The 16,164-nt window shown below is 60.8% G+C and carries 18 protein-coding genes; 5 read left to right on the top strand and 13 right to left on the bottom strand.

The annotated features are described in order from the left end of the window. Positions 1–5: 5 nt before the first annotated feature. The 4 genes from AB4Z11_RS02505 to AB4Z11_RS02490 form a co-directional block, all read right to left on the bottom strand. Positions 6–644: a peroxiredoxin gene (locus tag AB4Z11_RS02505; RefSeq protein ID WP_442022603.1), complete on the bottom strand. Its 639-nt coding sequence runs from the start codon at positions 642–644 to the stop codon at positions 6–8. A gap of 18 nt (positions 645–662) precedes the next feature. Continuing rightward, positions 663–1,229, bottom strand: coding sequence for an RBBP9/YdeN family alpha/beta hydrolase (locus AB4Z11_RS02500; RefSeq protein WP_442022601.1), 567 nt, complete (start codon positions 1,227–1,229; stop codon positions 663–665). 20 nt (positions 1,230–1,249) lie between these two features. After that, complete coding sequence (locus AB4Z11_RS02495; protein ID WP_442022599.1) at positions 1,250–2,266, bottom strand: sulfate ABC transporter substrate-binding protein; 1,017 nt, start codon at positions 2,264–2,266, stop codon at positions 1,250–1,252. 99 nt (positions 2,267–2,365) lie between these two features. Beyond that, positions 2,366–2,752: a diacylglycerol kinase gene (locus AB4Z11_RS02490; RefSeq protein WP_442022597.1), complete on the bottom strand. Its 387-nt coding sequence runs from the start codon at positions 2,750–2,752 to the stop codon at positions 2,366–2,368. Between the two features lie 120 nt (positions 2,753–2,872). Here AB4Z11_RS02490 and AB4Z11_RS02485 point away from each other — a divergent pair, with 120 nt between their 5' ends. Then, positions 2,873–3,664: an IclR family transcriptional regulator gene (locus tag AB4Z11_RS02485; protein ID WP_442022595.1), complete on the top strand. Its 792-nt coding sequence runs from the start codon at positions 2,873–2,875 to the stop codon at positions 3,662–3,664. 97 nt (positions 3,665–3,761) lie between these two features. On the opposite strand, the gene AB4Z11_RS02480 is transcribed toward AB4Z11_RS02485, so the two are convergent. From AB4Z11_RS02480 to AB4Z11_RS02470, 3 genes are all read right to left on the bottom strand, one after another. Continuing rightward, positions 3,762–4,814 (bottom strand): serine hydrolase, encoded by a 1,053-nt coding sequence (locus AB4Z11_RS02480; RefSeq protein WP_442022593.1) that lies wholly within the window; start codon positions 4,812–4,814, stop codon positions 3,762–3,764. A 144-nt stretch (positions 4,815–4,958) separates the two neighbouring features. Continuing rightward, positions 4,959–5,654: a nitroreductase gene (locus AB4Z11_RS02475; RefSeq protein WP_442022591.1), complete on the bottom strand. Its 696-nt coding sequence runs from the start codon at positions 5,652–5,654 to the stop codon at positions 4,959–4,961. 7 nt (positions 5,655–5,661) lie between these two features. Beyond that, a complete protein-coding gene (locus tag AB4Z11_RS02470) occupies positions 5,662–6,528 on the bottom strand; it encodes a DMT family transporter (protein WP_442022589.1) in 867 nt (288 codons plus the stop codon). A 262-nt stretch (positions 6,529–6,790) separates the two neighbouring features. Here AB4Z11_RS02470 and phaP point away from each other — a divergent pair, with 262 nt between their 5' ends. Further along, entirely contained in the window at positions 6,791–7,345 is a 555-nt protein-coding gene (gene phaP, locus AB4Z11_RS02465) for a TIGR01841 family phasin (protein ID WP_442022587.1), read from the top strand. A 150-nt stretch (positions 7,346–7,495) separates the two neighbouring features. On the opposite strand, the gene AB4Z11_RS02460 is transcribed toward phaP, so the two are convergent. Beyond that, complete coding sequence (locus AB4Z11_RS02460) at positions 7,496–9,760, bottom strand: hypothetical protein (RefSeq protein WP_442022585.1); 2,265 nt, start codon at positions 9,758–9,760, stop codon at positions 7,496–7,498. Between the two features lie 176 nt (positions 9,761–9,936). Then, positions 9,937–10,236 carry a hypothetical protein gene (locus AB4Z11_RS02455; RefSeq protein ID WP_442022584.1) on the bottom strand — a complete coding sequence of 100 codons (300 nt, stop codon included), beginning with the start codon at positions 10,234–10,236 and terminating at the stop codon, positions 9,937–9,939. 94 nt (positions 10,237–10,330) lie between these two features. Between AB4Z11_RS02455 and AB4Z11_RS02450 the strand changes: the two genes are divergently transcribed. Genes AB4Z11_RS02450 through AB4Z11_RS02440 form a run of 3 tightly spaced genes read left to right on the top strand, consistent with a single transcriptional unit; the run spans position 10,331 to position 12,881 of the window. Beyond that, positions 10,331–10,957, top strand: a complete 627-nt coding sequence (locus AB4Z11_RS02450; protein WP_442022582.1) for a helix-turn-helix transcriptional regulator — start codon at positions 10,331–10,333, stop codon at positions 10,955–10,957. Then, complete coding sequence (locus AB4Z11_RS02445) at positions 10,947–11,909, top strand: ornithine cyclodeaminase family protein (RefSeq protein WP_442022580.1); 963 nt, start codon at positions 10,947–10,949, stop codon at positions 11,907–11,909. Before AB4Z11_RS02450 ends, AB4Z11_RS02445 begins: the two co-directional genes overlap by 11 nt. A gap of 12 nt (positions 11,910–11,921) precedes the next feature. Continuing rightward, positions 11,922–12,881, top strand: coding sequence for a threo-3-hydroxy-L-aspartate ammonia-lyase (locus AB4Z11_RS02440; protein ID WP_442022578.1), 960 nt, complete (start codon positions 11,922–11,924; stop codon positions 12,879–12,881). Here AB4Z11_RS02440 and AB4Z11_RS02435 read toward each other — a convergent pair. Genes AB4Z11_RS02435 through AB4Z11_RS02420 form a run of 4 tightly spaced genes read right to left on the bottom strand, consistent with a single transcriptional unit; the run spans position 12,868 to position 16,158 of the window. Then, positions 12,868–13,431 carry a nucleotidyltransferase family protein gene (locus tag AB4Z11_RS02435; protein ID WP_442022576.1) on the bottom strand — a complete coding sequence of 188 codons (564 nt, stop codon included), beginning with the start codon at positions 13,429–13,431 and terminating at the stop codon, positions 12,868–12,870. The genes AB4Z11_RS02440 and AB4Z11_RS02435 overlap by 14 nt on opposite strands. Then, positions 13,431–14,153 (bottom strand): ABC transporter ATP-binding protein, encoded by a 723-nt coding sequence (locus AB4Z11_RS02430; protein WP_442022574.1) that lies wholly within the window; start codon positions 14,151–14,153, stop codon positions 13,431–13,433. The genes AB4Z11_RS02435 and AB4Z11_RS02430 overlap by 1 nt, the downstream gene beginning before the upstream one ends. Then, a complete protein-coding gene (locus AB4Z11_RS02425; RefSeq protein WP_442022572.1) occupies positions 14,153–14,923 on the bottom strand; it encodes an ABC transporter ATP-binding protein in 771 nt (256 codons plus the stop codon). The genes AB4Z11_RS02430 and AB4Z11_RS02425 overlap by 1 nt, the downstream gene beginning before the upstream one ends. 11 nt (positions 14,924–14,934) lie before the next feature. Next, on the bottom strand, positions 14,935–16,158 hold the full coding sequence (locus AB4Z11_RS02420) for an ABC transporter permease subunit (protein ID WP_442022570.1): 1,224 nt from the start codon (positions 16,156–16,158) through the stop codon (positions 14,935–14,937). Between the last annotated feature and the right edge of the window lie 6 nt (positions 16,159–16,164).

The following is a 16,164-nucleotide window of genomic DNA, read 5'->3' as shown; positions in this document are numbered from 1 at the left end:
CCTGATTACTTGTTCGGCTGCGGGGTGATGCGCAGGTATGGGCGCGGCGCCGTGAAGCCTTTCGGGTATTTGGCTTTCAGGATTTCCGGGTCCTGCACGGTCAGCGGGATGATCACGTCGTCGCCGTCTTTCCAGTTGCCTGGGGTAGCGACGGTGTGTTTGTCGGTCAGCTGCAGAGCGTCGATCACGCGCAGCACTTCGTCGAAGTTGCGGCCCGTGCTCATCGGGTAGGTGATGGACAGGCGCACTTTCTTGGCCGGGTCGATCACGAACAGCGAGCGCACGGTGGCAGTGGCGGACTGGTTCGGGTGGATCATGTCGTACAGCTCGGCCACTTTGCGGTCAGCGTCGGCGATGATCGGGAAACCGACCACGGTGTCCTGGGTTTCTTCGATATCCTTGATCCACTCTTTGTGCGCGTCAGCCGGGTCCACGGACAGGGCGATCGCTTTCACATTGCGCTTGTCGAATTCCGGCTTCAGCTTGGCAGTCAGGCCCAGTTCGGTGGTGCAGACCGGCGTGAAGTCCGCCGGATGCGAAAACAGCACGACCCACGAGTCGCCCGCCCAGTCATGAAACTTGATGCGGCCGATGGTGGAATCCTGTTCGAAATCCGGGGCAGTATCGCCAAGGCGTAAGGTCATTACAATTCTCCAAAGTAGTTAAACAGACAACAAGCGCTCATTGTGCGCTTGTTCTGCCAGCTTGTGCAAGAGCCGTTGCCCGAAAATCCAGTCGCCCAGGCCGGACTCGGCATTGATATGGCCCAATGCACCAGCGTTGATGAATTCGCTACCCCAGCGGCGCGCCCACAGCGCAGCCTTTTCGACCGTCATCCAGGGGTCGTTGGTGCTGGCGACCATGATAGACGGCACCGGCAGTTCATCTTGCGGCAGCAGTTCGGCCACGCCGAACTTGTCGGGATCGGCTGGCCCCACCAGCAGCACACCCGCCACATTGGAGGGGGAGAGGTCGTGCGACAGGCTATGCGCCGTGGTGAGGCTGCCGAAACTGTGTGCCACGATCAGGGTCGGACGCGTATCCTCCGCCAGCACCTCATCCAGGCGTGCCGACCAGCGCGACAGCACCGGCTGGTCCCAGCGGTCCTGCTCGACGCGCTCGAAGGACGGATACAGGCGCTGCCAGCGCGTCTGCCAATGCTCCGGGCCGCTGTTGTGCAGGCCAGGCGCCACGAGTACGCGGAATTGAGATAGCAGATGTGCGGCCATGGCGCCCTCCCCTGTGTGGATTATTTGCCGGCGAGCTTGCTGCTGCCCGGCTGATAGATCTGGTCGAACACGCCGCCGTCCGCGAAGTGCGTCTTCTGGGCCTTGGTCCAGTCGCCCGCCACATCAGCCAGCTTGAACAGCTTCACGTTCGGGAATTGGGAGGCGTATTTCTTCGCTTCCTTTTCCACGCCGGGACGGTAGTAGTTCTTGGCGATCAGTTCCTGCGCCTGGTCGGTGTACAGGAAGTTCAGGTAAGCCTCGGCCACCTTGCGGGTGCCGTGCTTATCCACCACCTTGTCGACCACGGCAACCGGCGGCTCGGCCACGATCGACACGGATGGCGCCACGATCTCAACCTTGTCCGGACCCAGTTCCTTGATCGCCAGCAGCGCTTCGTTTTCCCAGGCGATCAGCACGTCGCCGATGCCGCGCTCAACGAAGGTCGTGGTCGCGCCGCGCGCGCCGGAGTCCAGCACCGGCACGTTCTTGTAGAGCTTTTTCAGGTATTCGCGGGCAGAAGCGTCGCTGCCTCCCGGCTGGCGCAGGGCGTAGCCATAGGCAGCCAAGTGATTCCAGCGCGCGCCGCCGGAAGTCTTGGGGTTCGGGGTAATGACAGCCACGCCCGGCTTGACCAGATCGCCCCAGTCATGAATGCCCTTCGGATTGCCCTTGCGGACCAGGAATACGATGGTCGAGCTGTACGGCGCGGAATTCRGGCCGCGCTGCTTTTGCCAGTCCTTGCTCAGCAAGCCTTTGTCGGCGATCGCGTCGATGTCGTAGGCCAGCGCCAGCGTAACGACGTCGGCTTCCAGGCCATCGATCACGGCACGCGCCTGCTTGCCGGAACCGCCGTGGGATTGCTTGATTTTGACGTTGTCGCCGGTCTTGGCTTTCCAGTCCTTGGCGAAAGCGGCGTTCACGTCCTGATAGAGCTCGCGGGTCGGGTCATACGAGACGTTGAGCAGAGTGATGTCGGCCGCGTGCGCGACGGCAGCGGTGGCGAAAAGCGCGGCGGCGATGAGTTTCTTGGTCAGCATCTGGTTCCCCTTTGGTTTGGAGACGCCAGATTAACCTTCTCTCATTAGATTTCGAACGAATACTTTCGCAGTTTTATATACCACGATGTTATATGCGACTCAGTAGAAGCGGTTGAACAGCACCACAGCCCAGGTCGCGCCGGCCAGCAAACAGCTCAGCAGCACTGCTGCACTGCCAAAATCCTTTGCATTTTTGGAAAGCGGGTGACGTTCCAGCGAAACGCGGTCAACCACAGCCTCGATTGCGGAGTTGATAAGTTCAACGATCAGCACCAGGACCAGCACGCCAATCAGCGCCAGCTTCTGAAAGGCCGAGATGGGCAGCAGCATGGCGACCACAGCAGCAGGCGTGAACAGCGTCATCTCCTGCCGGAAGGCGTGCTCGTTGCGCCAGGCCGATTTGAAGCCATCGACCGAGTAGAAAAAGGCGGACAGTACACGCTTGAGGCCGCTCTTGCTCTTGAATTCGCTGACTGGCTGTTCCATTCGATATCTAGCAGGAAAGAATTAACGCAACATTATAGCCCCACACACGACACAGATTTCCCATTTTTTTCACATCATGGTATAAATACGTTAGCCATACCGCACTGCACCAACCACATCATGAAAATCGAATCTGTCCCCGCCCCCGAGCAAAAGACAACCATTCAGGTGATCGAGCGCATGGTGAGCCTGCTGGACGCTCTTGCGAAGTATCCTGATCCGGTCAGCCTGAAGGAACTGTCGAAAGTCTCAGGCCTGCACCCTTCCACCGCTCACCGCATTTTGAACGACCTCGTGCTGACCCGCTTTGTGGACCGCATCGAGCCGGGCACTTACCGCCTCGGCATGCGCCTGCTGGAACTGGGCAATGTGGTGAAGAGCCGCTTGTCCGTACGCGAAGCGGCGCTGGACTTCATGCGCTCGCTGCACAAGAAGACCCAGCAGACCATCAACCTGTCCGTGCGCCAGGGCGACGAAATTGTCTATATCGATCGCGCCTTTTCGGAGCGCTCCGGCATGCAGGTGGTGCGCGCGATTGGCGGACGTGGTCCGCTGCACCTGACCTCAACCGGCAAGCTGTTCCTTTCGGTGGATGATCCGAAGGCGATCCGCGCCTACGCTACCCGTACCGGGCTGGCGGGCCATAACAAGAATTCCATCACCGATCTCACGCTGCTGGAGCGCGAACTGAGCCTGGTGCGTGCACGCGGTTATGCGCGTGACAACGAGGAACTGGAACTGGGCGTGCGCTGCATGGCCGCAGGCATTCGCGATGATTCGGGCAAGCTGGTAGCGGGCCTGTCCATTTCGGCGCCGGCGGATCGCTTGCAGGAAGAGTGGCTGGAGGATCTGGTCAACACCGCCAACCAGATTTCGGCGACGCTCGGTTATACCGCCAGCGCCGCGGATTGATCGCGCAGCGGCGGGTCAATGACCCGCCCTACGCAACATTTTACATCAGATATCGTTGCTGGCGCCGTAGGGCGGATCATTGATCCGCCGTGCCTGATTACATACCGGACGCCGAATACGGCGAAGCATTGCTGCTGCCGCTGAGGGTACCGGGGAAAGTCGGCTTCAATGCAGCCAGCCATTTCTTCATGCGGGTCGCATCCGCCACGCGCGCTGCCGAACCCTTGGCGTCGAGCAGCACCATAATCACGGCGCGCCCTTCCACCACAGCCTGCATGATCATGCAGCGGCCAGCCTCGTTGATGAAGCCGGTCTTCTGCAGACCAATCTCCCAGCCGGAATTCGGCGCCACCAGGCGGTTGGTCGTACCGAACTGCATCGGACGGCCATTGTTCTCCACGACCGCTTTCGGATCGGTCGAGAACTCGCGCAGGATCGGATGTTCGTAAGCCGCCTGCACCAGCTTGGCCAGATCGCGCGCACTGGCCACGTTCAGCTTGGACAAGCCGTTCGAATCCACATAATGCGTGTCATTCATGCCGAGCACCTGCGCCTTGGCATTCATCGCCTGCACGAAAGCCGGCAAGCCGCCCGGATAACTGCGGCCCAGCGCGGAAGCGGCGCGGTTCTCGGAGCTCATCAGCGCGATGTGCAGCATATTGCGGCGAGTCAGACGGTCGCCCACGCGCAGGCGCGAGCTGCTGAATTTTTCGCGATCCACGTCGTCGTCGGTCACGGTCAGGACTTCATCCATATCCTGATTGGCTTCCACGACCACCAGTGCGGTCATCATCTTGGTGATGGACGCCATTGGCAGCGCCACACCGGCGTTCTTTTCGAACAGCACTTCGTCATTGGCCTGATCCATGATCAGGGCCACGTTCGATTTCAGGTCCAGGGGATCGCGCACCAGGTTGAGGCCCGCCAGGTCACCCATCGTTGGGCGGCCACCGGTATCGCTAACACTCGTCACCTTCTGATAGACGACTTTGCGTTTGCCATTCACATAGATGACGCGCTTGACCGTGCGCTCGGCCGACACGGGCGCCGCACGGCGCACGCCGGCCTTCTTGACCGCTGCGCTGGCCGGATCAACCATCACGGTCGTGCAGAGCAAAGAAATGAGAGCGCTGATTGCAAGTTTGTTCATTGCGAATATCCCCGGATGCGAAACTGAACCATTACTGTTGCAGTGTAGCAAAACGACGTCGCGACGCAAGCGAAATCAAACGCTGCTCTCACTAGTGATAATACACAATTCACACAATGAGGCAGCACTGCAACGGAAGATTGCTCACTCCACAAATTTAACAAATTTGGCAACGGGTTCACGTTCGGTCACCAGGCTGTTTTCAATCTTGTCACGATCGGCATAACCCAGCGACATACCGCACACCACAGTTTCATTTTCCGGCAGATCCAGCTCGTCCGCAATGATCCGATGGAATTGTGTGAAGGCCGCTTGCGGACAGGTATCCAGTCCGCGCCCGCGCGCCGCCACCATGATGTTCTGCAGGAACATGCCATAGTCCAGCCAGGAGCCCTGCTCCATGATGCGGTCAATGGTAAAAATGAAGCCGACCGGCGCATCGAAGAAGGTGTAGTTGCGGCTGTGCTGTGCCGCCATGCCCGCCTTGTTCTCGCGCGTCAGTCCCAGCAGCGCATACAGATCCCAACCCACTTTGCGGCGGCGGTCAATATAAGGCGCCACCCACTCGCGCGGATAGTAGGCGTATTCTTCGGTGTGCTCCTTGTTCTGTGCCGGATCGGCGTAGGCGGCCAAGATGCGGGACGACAGCCCCTCGCGCTTTTCGCCCGTCAGCACATAGACTTTCCACGGCTGGGTATTGGTGCCGGACGGCGCGCGGGCTGCCACCTGCAGGATGGCTTCGATATCCTCGCGCGCAACCGGCTTCGGCAGGAAAGCGCGAATCGATCGGCGGGAAGTAATGGCGGCATCAACGGCTTGCTGGTCGGAAGTCGAAATCATTCAGTGCTCACTTTGGGTTCTTGACAACAAATACTACTCCAACAACGGCCAGCACCATACCGGCAATGCCCATCCAGTTCAAGGCCTCGCCGAAGACCAGCCAGGCCATGATGGCGGTGGTCGGCGGCGTCAGATACAGCAAGCTGGTGACCTGGGTCGCATTACCCCGGCGGATCAGCGTGAACAGCAGGAAGATGGCGCCGATTGACAGCGCCAGCACCGACCATGCCAGCGCAACGACGAAGCTCGGCGTCCACAGTACCGAATGCACGTCTTCCAGCAGGAAAGCAAACGGCAGCACCAGTAGCAAGGAAGCGCCGAACTGGATCACCGTGCCGGTGCGCAGGTCGAAGCTGGGGCAATAGTGTTTTTGATACAACGTCCCGACAGTGATGCTAATCAGCGCAAACACGGACAGGGCAATCGCCTGCCAGGTCAGACCGACCAGGGTGATTTTGGCATAGACCACCAGCGCCACGCCGGCCAGGCCAAATGCCAGTCCCAGCCATTGGCGCGGACGCACTTTCTCGCCGATCAGCGGCGCAGCGAAAGCGGTAATGATGGGCTGCATGCCCACGATCAGCGCCGACAATCCGGCCGGCATCCCGAGTTTGATAGCGCACCACACACCGCTCAGGTAACCCGCCTGCAACAGCATGCCGGCAACCGCCACATGGCCCGGTTTATCCGGCCACGGCGCCCTCAGCAGCAGCACGGTTGGCGCCAACAGCACCAGCACGCCGGCAAAACGCAGCAGCAGAAAAGTCAGCGGCGGCGCAAACGGCAGGCCGAATTTGGCCACGATGAAGCCCGTACTCCACAAGAAGACGAAAAATAGCGGCACGGGCGACAGGAAGGTTGCAGCGCGGGACATGGGGGACCGGAAATTACATGGGTGAAAGAGTCTAGCACTTTGCGGTCGAGCCTGCTGAGCGCCCATGAGGCAGCAATTAAACATCCATTTCTGAGCAGAAAGCCTTTACCTAAAGGCCGTCGATACCTTTGTGCAACGCACAAAAAATACTTGACTTTGTTTTCCAGACCCGGATAATTGACTTTGTTGCGTTGCACAATATGTTGTGAAGTCCCAAAAGCAGCATCTATTTCAACGACTATTTCTTAAACTGGAGAGCCACATGTTTTCGATTCCTGAGCAATTTTCCAATGCGACCAAGGCCAACCTGGAAAGCCAGTTCGCGCTGTTTTCCTCGCTGACCAACAAAGCTTTCGAAGGCGTGGAAAAGGTCGTGGACCTGAACCTGACCGCCGCCAAGGCCTCGCTGGAAGAGTCTTCCGCTGCTGCCAAGCAACTGCTGTCGGCGAAAGATCCTCAAGAATTCTTCACCCTGAGCGCTGCTCAGGCTCAGCCGACCGCTGAAAAAGCCATCGCTTACGGCCGTCACCTGGCATCGATCGCTTCCGGCGCCACCGCTGAGTTCAGCAAGGCCGCTGAAGCCCAGATCGCTGAAACCAACCGTAAAGTGATCTCGCTGGTTGACGAAGTGAGCAAGAACGCCCCAGCCGGCACCGAGAACGCAGTTGCGATCTTCAAGTCCGCACTGAACAACGCCAACGCTGGCTACGAGCAGTTCACCAAGAGCGCCAAGGCTGCTGCTGAAACGCTGGAAGCCAACGTGAACGCCGCTGTGAACCAGTTCGCTTCGGCTGCCGGCACCGCTGCCAAGAAGTAATCACCTCCTCGCCGGCTGCCAGCAGCCGGCAATAGAAGCATCGCTGTACAAAGGTCTCCTCGGCATCCGTGGTTTCCTCTCCAGCGGATGTCCTTCCCCGGCCCCGGTTTCGACCGGGGCTTCTTTTTGCACGGAAGCAGTTGCCGGGAGTCAGTCAAGTGGCCTCATTTCATGCAGCCACCGCGATTCGGCAAAAGTTTTTTCGTCGTAGAGTTTCTTCAAGCTCCCCGTGTCGACTGGCTTGCGGCAGGTTTCCAGACTGAAATGCCCGCTCTCGTCGCCACCGCYAGCAACCCAGGCTGATTGCCAGACCGTCGCCAGAGTGAAGGCGCCGTCCACCATGCACTTAATGGTGCGGCTACCGAGCTCCTCCCACATAGCTGCGGCCTGGCCGCTTCCGCGTACCCRTTCATAAACGTCCAGCACTTCAGCGGGCGGCAGCGTTTTGACGGTACGCTGCATGAGCTTCACGGAGGTATCTGCTGCTTCGGCGCCGGTGTCGAACAGATGCATCTTGTGTACTTTGGCTTTGTCGACGCCATCCTTGACCCCAGCCACGACTTCTTCGGCAGCCTGGTCCAGCATATCGTCCTCATACACCGAGTGCACTTTGTCATCTCCTGGGTCGTCCGGCTGGCCATGGTGCAGATAGGACACATGCAGCGGCTGGCAAGCGTCACCCAGATAATGGGCCAGCACGCCTGCCGCACACAGGAACTCATCCAGATGTTTTGCCCGCACCGCCGCCACCATGACGTCGAACAGCTGCGCAACCCTGAATGGCAACGCGCCCCGATGCTCCGGTTTCCGATTGGGATCGATGCTGCTGTAGAACGCGGTCCAGACTTCCGGCGAACGGGATTTCTTGTCGCTGTTCCAAAGTTCCATCAAGGTCTTTCCTGCGAATTTCCCCTGCCCTTTCTCGTCCATATCGGCAAAGTGGTTGGCCTTGTCCTTACCGCGCGTGCTGCGCCAGACCAGATCGGGCACATCCGCCAGCGCGATGAACTTGTCCTTATGCGAGGCACTCGGCAACTTTCCTGCAACGATGTCCGCGTCGGTCACGCCAATCGCCTTTGCGTTGGCTTCGAAAAAGGCCTGAGCCTTCTCGGACTGAAGCGCCAGGCAGGCGGCATAACCAATGTTGTAGTGGCCTACCTTGCCCCAGTAGCGGCTCTGTCCACTCTCCCAATCCTCCACGACCTCGACCCGAAGTGCCTTGCAGATCGCGCTGAGGCTGGTGCCCAGCGCAAACTCCAGCGCCGGACTTGCCTGCCCTGAGTTGAACCCATGTCCGCCCCACTGCACACATAGTGGCCGTTGAGGATGTTGATTCCTGTTCTCGCTGACGGCTGGCGCGCCGCCACTGTCCGTCGGACCTTTCGCTTCGCCGCTTCCTCGGTTGCTGTGCTGGTCCGCCACCTCATCCCAGAACCAGACCGCCCCTGAGTCTCCTGGCCGCGTCTCCACCATGGATTGCGCATTGCGCGGGCCGATCACCAGTTCGGCAAGCGAGTCTGCCCCGCCGATCGTCGTATGCCGGTAGAACATCGCGTGCACACTGCCCTCCACGCGCACGCCGCCCGGCAATTCGGTGAATACGGGGCACCCAATCAGATCCAGACTGAGCGTCTCGGCGCTGAGGTCGATGGGCTGTCCCATGGTGCCGATACCCAGATATTGCGGAGTGCACGCGGGAACGTTGTCGAGCTTGACCAGGGCGGCATCCAGCGTCAGCTGCGCGCCTTGTCCAGCGAACCCCGGATAAATGTCCTGAAGAGGCAAGCCATCAACCGCACGCGCCGTCACCCGGCCAATGAGGGCGCGCTGGGCACGCGGCAACGCAGTGACCGGCGTTCCCACATCCGCCCCGCTACTCAGGTGGCGGCTGATGAGTGCGTATGCGCAGGCGCCGTCTTCCACAATCGCGGAAGCAACGCCCATGCGCGACGTGCCCTGGTCGCTGACATAGACTTGAAAGTTGGGGCCAAATTTGTTCGCGCCATAGACCGCCGTATCGGCCGAAGGCAGGTYGTGCTCCCGTTTTTCAACCAGGATGGGACAGGTGAAGACTTTTCGTCCGTCCGGCAAATACAGGAGCGGCGGCACCGCCAGCTCCGGATGCTGTGCGGTGAACTCCCTGCTCAGCCATTCCTTCACAAATACCAGTACGCATGGCAGGGACCAATCGCGGAAATCGCTATTGGCGAGCGTGCGCTCCCCCAGGTCCGCACCACCACGCTCGGCATCCTCGCTTGCAAAATTCTTGTCGTCCCGCCGGATACGGTAACGCCCGATCGCGGTGCCAATCACGGTAGGAAGATTGGCGAAGTGCAGGTGGTAGTGGTCACGCGCTTCCAATAGATCGCGCACGCTGAGCGAATTGGGGTTGCTGCGCCAAACGAATCTGTCCATAGCCCGCCTCCTTTTTCCAGGAAAGTGTTCGAAGAAAGACAGCAAAAAAGGCCCTCTCTCCAGCACAGAAAAAGGGCCTATGAATTGATTTTTCGCAAGGATTTCAACCGCGTTCAGCTAAGTTAGCAAACGGATGTCAAAAGAAAAGCGCTAATTGTCACGTTGGCCAAATTCCTTCATGCGCTCGTATCGACAATGGCGCCCTTCTTCTGCGCTTCCGGCGTTTTTTGCAACTGCTCCTGCATCAGTTCCGTGATTTTCTGTTCGACGCCGGCGCGTTCTTTTGGTTCCAACTTGGCCAGATTGTCTTCAGTCAGGCCGAGCTTTTTCAGCAGGTCTTCGCGCAGGCGCTGGGCGGGCGTCATCTTGACGTAGCGCGCCAGTTCGCTCTCAGCCGCAGCGGCTGTGGTCGATAGCTTTTTCATGCTGCTGGCACTGACCACCGCTTCCGTGACGACAGGTTTGATCGAAGTCATTGCATTTCCCCCATGATTAATAACGCGGCATCAAAGCTGGGGGAACTTGAAAGGCTAAGTTTACAAATCATCCAAATCGAGATAATCTGTATAAATGCGTACACCCGACCAACAACACCTGCTGGACCAGATGAGCCAAGTGGCTGAAGGGCTGGGCCGCACTCTGGCGCCCTTCACGGAAGTGGTGCTGCATGATCTGCTCGACCCCGAGCATGCGATTCTGGCCATCCATAACAATCTGTCCGGGCGCCAGGTTGGCGATCCGGCGACAGAGCTGGGATTGGCGCGCATTGACGATCCGGACTTCGCGCAGGTACTGGCGAATTACCCGAACCAGTTTCCCGATGGCCGTCCGGCCAAGAGCACATCGATCGGCATCAAAGATGCGCATCAGCAGTACATCGCCGCACTGTGCCTGAATGTGGACCTGACCCTGTTCCGCAGCCTGCATGCCCTGCTCGGCCAGTTCGGCAATGTGGATGCCGCCGCCGCGCCGCATGAATCGCTGGCGCCGCCGGCCGGTGCGGATGCGATCCGCGCCCACATCGAACAATTCGCCGCGCGCCACGCCACAACACCACGCGCGCTGAAAGCCGACGAGCGCCGTGTGCTGATCCGCGAATTACAGGAGGCAGGCTTGCTGGACATGCGCCGGTCCATGGAAACCATCGCCTCCCATCTCGGCGTTTCGCGCGCCACGGTCTACAACTATGCCAAGTGATGCACGTCTTCTACTGATCGACCGCGATCAGGCCGCCGCCCTGCTGACGCCTGATGCGGTGATGGATGCAGTGCGTGAATCCTTCATGCTGCATGCCGCGCGTGCCGGACGCGTCTTCCCCATGATCCGGGAAGCACTGCCCAGCGGCGGCGTGTGGGGCATCAAGGCGGGCGACGTGCCGGAGCAAGCGCTGCTCGGCTTCAAGACCGCCGGCTTCTGGCCCGCCAACCGCAGCCTCGGTGCGGAAGCGCATCAAGCCACCATCATGATCGTCGATCCCGCAACGGGACGCCCGCAATGCCTCATCGACGGCAATGCCATCACCACCGCGCGCACTGCGGCAGCAGGCGCGCTTGGGCTGCTGGCACTGGCGCGACGGGACAGCACGCGGCTCGTGGTGTTCGGCACCGGCATCCAGGCCGCCGCGCATGTGGACTACGCACTGCGCGCCCTGYCCTCACTGCGCACGGTGCGCTACGTCGCGTCGGACGGCCGCGTCGAGCCCGCGTTTGAAGCGCGCTTTGCCGGCCGCTGCGATATCGCTGCCGCAGGCCGCGACGCTGTCGCGCAGGCAGACATCGTCATCACTGCCACGCCCGGCCGCGGCCCGGTGTTCGATGCGCGCGACCTGCAAGCCGGCTGCCACGTCAACTGCGTCGGCGCCGACACGCAAGGCAAACGCGAGCTGCCGGACGGCGTGCTGGCGCGCGCTCACGTCTGGACCGACGACCTGCCGCAAGCGCGCCGCATCGGCGAGCTGCAATGGGCGCCGCAGCAGAAAGCCGGAGAACYTGGTACGCTGATCGACTGCGGCGGCCGCGAGCGCGCCGCAGACGACATCACTATTTTCGATATGACGGGCCTTGCCCTGCAGGACCTCACCGTGGCGCGCATGATGATGCAGCGCGCGCAGGCTGAAGGTATCGGCAGCAGCATCGCCTGGCCCTGGTAAAAGGAGAACGCAATGATTGAACCAACTTATGCAGATGTGGTGGCCGCAGCAGGCCGCATCGAAGGACACGCGCACCGCACGCCGGTGCTGACCTCGCGCACCGCCAATGAGGAACTGGGCGCCGAGATTTTCTTCAAGGCAGAGAACCTGCAGCGCATGGGCGCATTCAAATTCCGCGGTGCTTTCAATGCGCTGTCGAAGTTCACGCCGGAACAGAAAAAGGCCGGCGTGGTGGCTTTCTCGTCCGGTAATCACGCGCAGGCGATTGCGCTGTCCGCGAAGCTGATGGGCATTCCGGCGACGATCATCATGCCGCATGATGCACCAGCCGCGAAGATTGCTGCGACCAGGGGCTACGGCGGCAATGTCGTGATCTATGACCGCTACAAGGAAGACCGCGAGCAGATCGGCCGTGATCTGGCACAGAAGAATGGCCTGACACTGATCCCGCCTTATGACCATCCTGATGTCATCGCGGGCCAGGGCACGGCGGCGAAGGAATTGATCGAGGAAGCGGGCCAGCTGGATTACTTCTTCGCACCGCTGGGCGGTGGCGGACTGCTGTCGGGTTCAGCACTGRCAATCCGCGCGCTGTCGCCGAACTGCAAGGTGTTCGGCGTGGAACCTGAAGCGGGCAACGATGGCCAGCAATCGTTCCGCAGCGGCTCGATCGTGCATATCGATACGCCCAAGACCATCGCTGACGGTGCGCAGACTCAGCACCTCGGCAATTACACCTTCCCCATCATCCGCAGCGATGTGAATGACGTGCTGACCGCGAGCGATGCGGAACTGGTAGAGGCCATGCGCTTCTTCGCGTCGCGCATGAAGATGATTGTGGAGCCGACCGGCTGCCTCGGTTTCGCCGCAGCCCGCGCAATGAAGGATCAGTTGCGCGGCAAGCGCGTGGGCGTGTTGATCAGCGGCGGCAACGTCGATATCGCGCGCTTCGCTGAGCTCATGTCGTCATGATTTGTACTTTGAGCCAGCGCTCGGCGTAACGCTTTTGCGCTACGCGGGCGCGGTACATTTCCGCCGTCGCACGCGCCGGATTGTGGCGGATGACCATGCCGAACAGGTCGTCCAGCCCATGCGGCGCAATCACATGCAGCGTATCGTTCCAATCCAGCCAGATGCCGACGCAAGTTGCGTACTCCGGCCAGGTGGCGATGGCTTCTGTCAGCGATGCCAGCGGCGCAACGGCCACGAGTCCAGACTCGGCGCCGGCCGGATACCAGCGGTGCACGGCCGCCTGGTTGACGGCTTCCCAGCGCGGGCCGAGCGCGCGTGCCAGCTCTGCGTCCCGTTCCGGACGCAGGTCGAATGCATCAAAATAAGCGAGATCGATGTCCGGCAGCGCATCAGCGTTCTGCACGCCATGCAGCGCATCCCAGACCAGCGTGCGCACAGCACCCGCGCCCACGCACCACGACTGCAAGCGCAGCTCGCGTGCCGCGCGCAGATAATCCATGAACCATGCGGTCCGGCGCGCAATCGCAATCAGCGCGCCGGTGTGATCCATTACTCGCCCAGGTAAGCGGCTTTCACGCGCGGATCATGCAGCATATCGTCCGCATTGCCGGTCATGGTGATGGCGCCGGAGTCCATCACGTAGCCACGGTCGGCGGCCTGCAGTGCCAGCTTGGCGTTCTGCTCGACCAGCAGGACGGTGATGCCCTGCTTGTGCACATCGCGGATCACTTCAAAGATCTTTTCCACCATGATCGGCGACAGGCCCATCGAAGGCTCATCCAGCAGCAGCAAATGCGGATGGCACATCAGCGCACGTGCCATGGCCAGCATCTGCTGCTCGCCACCGGACAGCGTACCGGCCAGCTGCGCCGCGCGTTCCTTCAGGCGCGGGAATACCGTGAACCATTTCTCGATGTCCGCCTGGATGCCCGCCTTGTCGTCACGCGTGTAAGCGCCCATCATCAGATTCTCGGTGATGGTCATGCGCGTGAACACGCCGCGGCCTTCCGGCACCATGGCCAGCTTCTTTTCGACCAGGTGGAAGGACTGCGAGCCTTTGAGCGAATTGCCCATGTAGGAAATGGTGCCTTCGACCTTGCAGGCCGGCAGCGTGCCGGTGATTGCCTTCAGCGTGGTGGTCTTGCCCGCGCCGTTGGCGCCGATCAGTGTTACCAGTTCGCCTTCATTCACTTCCAGGTCGATGCCCTTGACCGCCTTGATGCCGCCGTAGGCCACCTTCAGGCCCGAGATTTTCAGAACATTGGCACCCATCAGTGCGCACCTCCCAGATAAGCCTCGATCACGGCCTGATTGCTTTGAATTTCAGCCGGCAGCCCTTCGGCAATCAGCTTGCCGTATTCCAGCACGCTGATGCGGTCGCACAGGCCCATCATCAGCTTCACGTCGTGTTCGATCAGCAGCACGGTAATACCGGCAGCCTTGATCTTCACCAGCAGCTCGCGCAGGGCCAGCTTCTCGGTGGCGTTCATGCCCGCCGCTGGTTCGTCCAGCGCCAGCAGTTGCGGATCGGTTGCCAGTGCGCGCGCGATTTCCAGGCGGCGCTGGTCGCCATAGGAGAGGTACTTCGACGTACGCGACGCAAACTGGCCGATGCCGACGAAGTCCAGCAGCTCCTGCGCGCGGCGCTGGATGCCCGCCTCCTCTTCACGCGCGGCCTTGTGGCGGAACACAGCGCCGAACACGCCCTGGTGCGAGCGCACATGGCGGCCCACCATCACGTTTTCCAGCGCCGTCATTTCGCCGAACAGGCGGATGTTCTGGAAGGTACGCGCGATGCCGGCCTTCGCCACCGCGTGCGGCGCGGACGGCGAGTAAGGTTTGCCGGCCAGCTCAAAGGTGCCGGTGTCCGGCTGATACAGGCCGGTAATCACATTGAAGAAGGTGGTCTTGCCTGCGCCGTTCGGGCCGATCAAGCCATAGATCTGGCCCTTGGTGATCTTGATGCCCACATCGGTCAGCGCCTGAAGGCCGCCGAAACGCTTGTTGACGCCGGCGATGTTCAGAATGGTTTGTTCGCTCATCTCTACAATCCTCATGCTGCCATCACGCCGGACGACTGGCCTTTGCTGTCCGCATCGGACGACGCATCCGGCCGGTCTTCATGCTTCGGCGACGGCCAGATACCGGCCGGGCGATACAGCATGATCACCACCATCGCCAGGCCGTACAGCAGCTGGCGCAGCACTTCCGCTTCAATGATCACGTGGCCGAAGATCTTTTCCTGCATCGGCTCCACCACGTGGCGCAGGATTTCCGGCAGGGCCGCCAGCAGCGCGCCGCCCAGCACCACGCCAGGGATGTGGCCAATACCGCCCAGCACCACCATCGCCAGCACGGCGATCGATTCGGTCAGCGAGAACGATTCCGGCGATACGAAGCCCTGGAAGGCTGCGAACATCGAACCGGCCACGCCGCCGAAGGTCGCGCCCATCGAGAACGCCAGCAGCTTCACGTTGCGGGTATTGATGCCCATGGCCTTTGCAGCGATTTCGTCTTCGCGGATCGCCACCCAGGCGCGGCCCAGGCGCGAGTGCTGCAGGCGGGTGGTGATGAATACCGTGGCAATCGCCAGCAGCAGGAACAGGAAGTAGTAGGCGTTCACGGACGGCATGGACAGGCCGCCCACCATCACGGTCGCACGCGAACCCGCCTCACCGGCCAGGTTCACACCAAACACCTTGATCGGGTCGATCAGATTGATACCTTGCGGACCGTTGGTGATGTTGATCGGATCGTTCAGGTTGTTCATGAAGATACGGATGATCTCACCGAAGCCCAGCGTCACGATGGCCAGGTAGTCGCCGCGCAGCTTCAGCGTCGGCGCGCCGAGCAGCGCACCGGCCACGCCGGCCAGCGCGGCAGCCAGCGGCACGATCGCCCACACGGACAAATGGATGCCATTGGTACGGATGTCTTCACCCAGCACCGAAGCCAGCGCATCGCCGATCTGCGGATTCAGATTGATCAGCGATTCCAGCACGGTCGCGAACTGCGGCGAGGCCAGCAAGCCGGTCATGTACGCGCCCAGCGCGTAGAAAGCGATATAGCCCAGGTCCAGCAGGCCGGCGAAACCGACCACGATGTTCAGGCCGACGGCTAGCATGATGTACAGCAGCGCCAGGTCGGCGATGCGGACCCACGAGTTGCCGAACGGCGCGGCGGCAAACGGGAAGATCACCAGCAGCGCCAGCACGATCGCCATGCTGGCATAGGCTTGCTTCGGATTTTTTTGAGTGTCGAAAGTCAGGAGTGCCATGTTCTT

It is taken from the genome of Pseudoduganella sp. RAF53_2 (assembly GCF_052113985.1).
GTDB lineage: Bacteria > Pseudomonadota > Gammaproteobacteria > Burkholderiales > Burkholderiaceae_D > Rugamonas.
Note: the sequence above shows the minus strand (reverse complement) of the source record. Positions and strands in the feature narration are given on the sequence as shown.

Bases quoted from the DNA above. Each gene is read 5' to 3' on its own strand.
- AB4Z11_RS02505 (WP_442022603.1), bottom strand. From the start codon at position 644: ATGACCTTACGCCTTGGCGATACTGCCCCGGATTTCGAACAGGATTCC.
- AB4Z11_RS02500 (WP_442022601.1), bottom strand. From the start codon at position 1,229: ATGGCCGCACATCTGCTATCTCAATTCCGCGTACTCGTGGCGCCTGGC.
- AB4Z11_RS02490 (WP_442022597.1), bottom strand. From the start codon at position 2,752: ATGGAACAGCCAGTCAGCGAATTCAAGAGCAAGAGCGGCCTCAAGCGT.
- AB4Z11_RS02485 (WP_442022595.1), top strand. From the start codon at position 2,873: ATGAAAATCGAATCTGTCCCCGCCCCCGAGCAAAAGACAACCATTCAG.
- AB4Z11_RS02480 (WP_442022593.1), bottom strand. From the start codon at position 4,814: ATGAACAAACTTGCAATCAGCGCTCTCATTTCTTTGCTCTGCACGACC.
- AB4Z11_RS02475 (WP_442022591.1), bottom strand. From the start codon at position 5,654: ATGATTTCGACTTCCGACCAGCAAGCCGTTGATGCCGCCATTACTTCC.
- AB4Z11_RS02470 (WP_442022589.1), bottom strand. From the start codon at position 6,528: ATGTCCCGCGCTGCAACCTTCCTGTCGCCCGTGCCGCTATTTTTCGTC.
- phaP (WP_442022587.1), top strand. From the start codon at position 6,791: ATGTTTTCGATTCCTGAGCAATTTTCCAATGCGACCAAGGCCAACCTG.
- AB4Z11_RS02455 (WP_442022584.1), bottom strand. From the start codon at position 10,236: ATGACTTCGATCAAACCTGTCGTCACGGAAGCGGTGGTCAGTGCCAGC.
- AB4Z11_RS02450 (WP_442022582.1), top strand. From the start codon at position 10,331: ATGCGTACACCCGACCAACAACACCTGCTGGACCAGATGAGCCAAGTG.
- AB4Z11_RS02435 (WP_442022576.1), bottom strand. From the start codon at position 13,431: ATGGATCACACCGGCGCGCTGATTGCGATTGCGCGCCGGACCGCATGG.
- AB4Z11_RS02430 (WP_442022574.1), bottom strand. From the start codon at position 14,153: ATGGGTGCCAATGTTCTGAAAATCTCGGGCCTGAAGGTGGCCTACGGC.
- AB4Z11_RS02425 (WP_442022572.1), bottom strand. From the start codon at position 14,923: ATGAGCGAACAAACCATTCTGAACATCGCCGGCGTCAACAAGCGTTTC.
- AB4Z11_RS02420 (WP_442022570.1), bottom strand. From the start codon at position 16,158: ATGGCACTCCTGACTTTCGACACTCAAAAAAATCCGAAGCAAGCCTAT.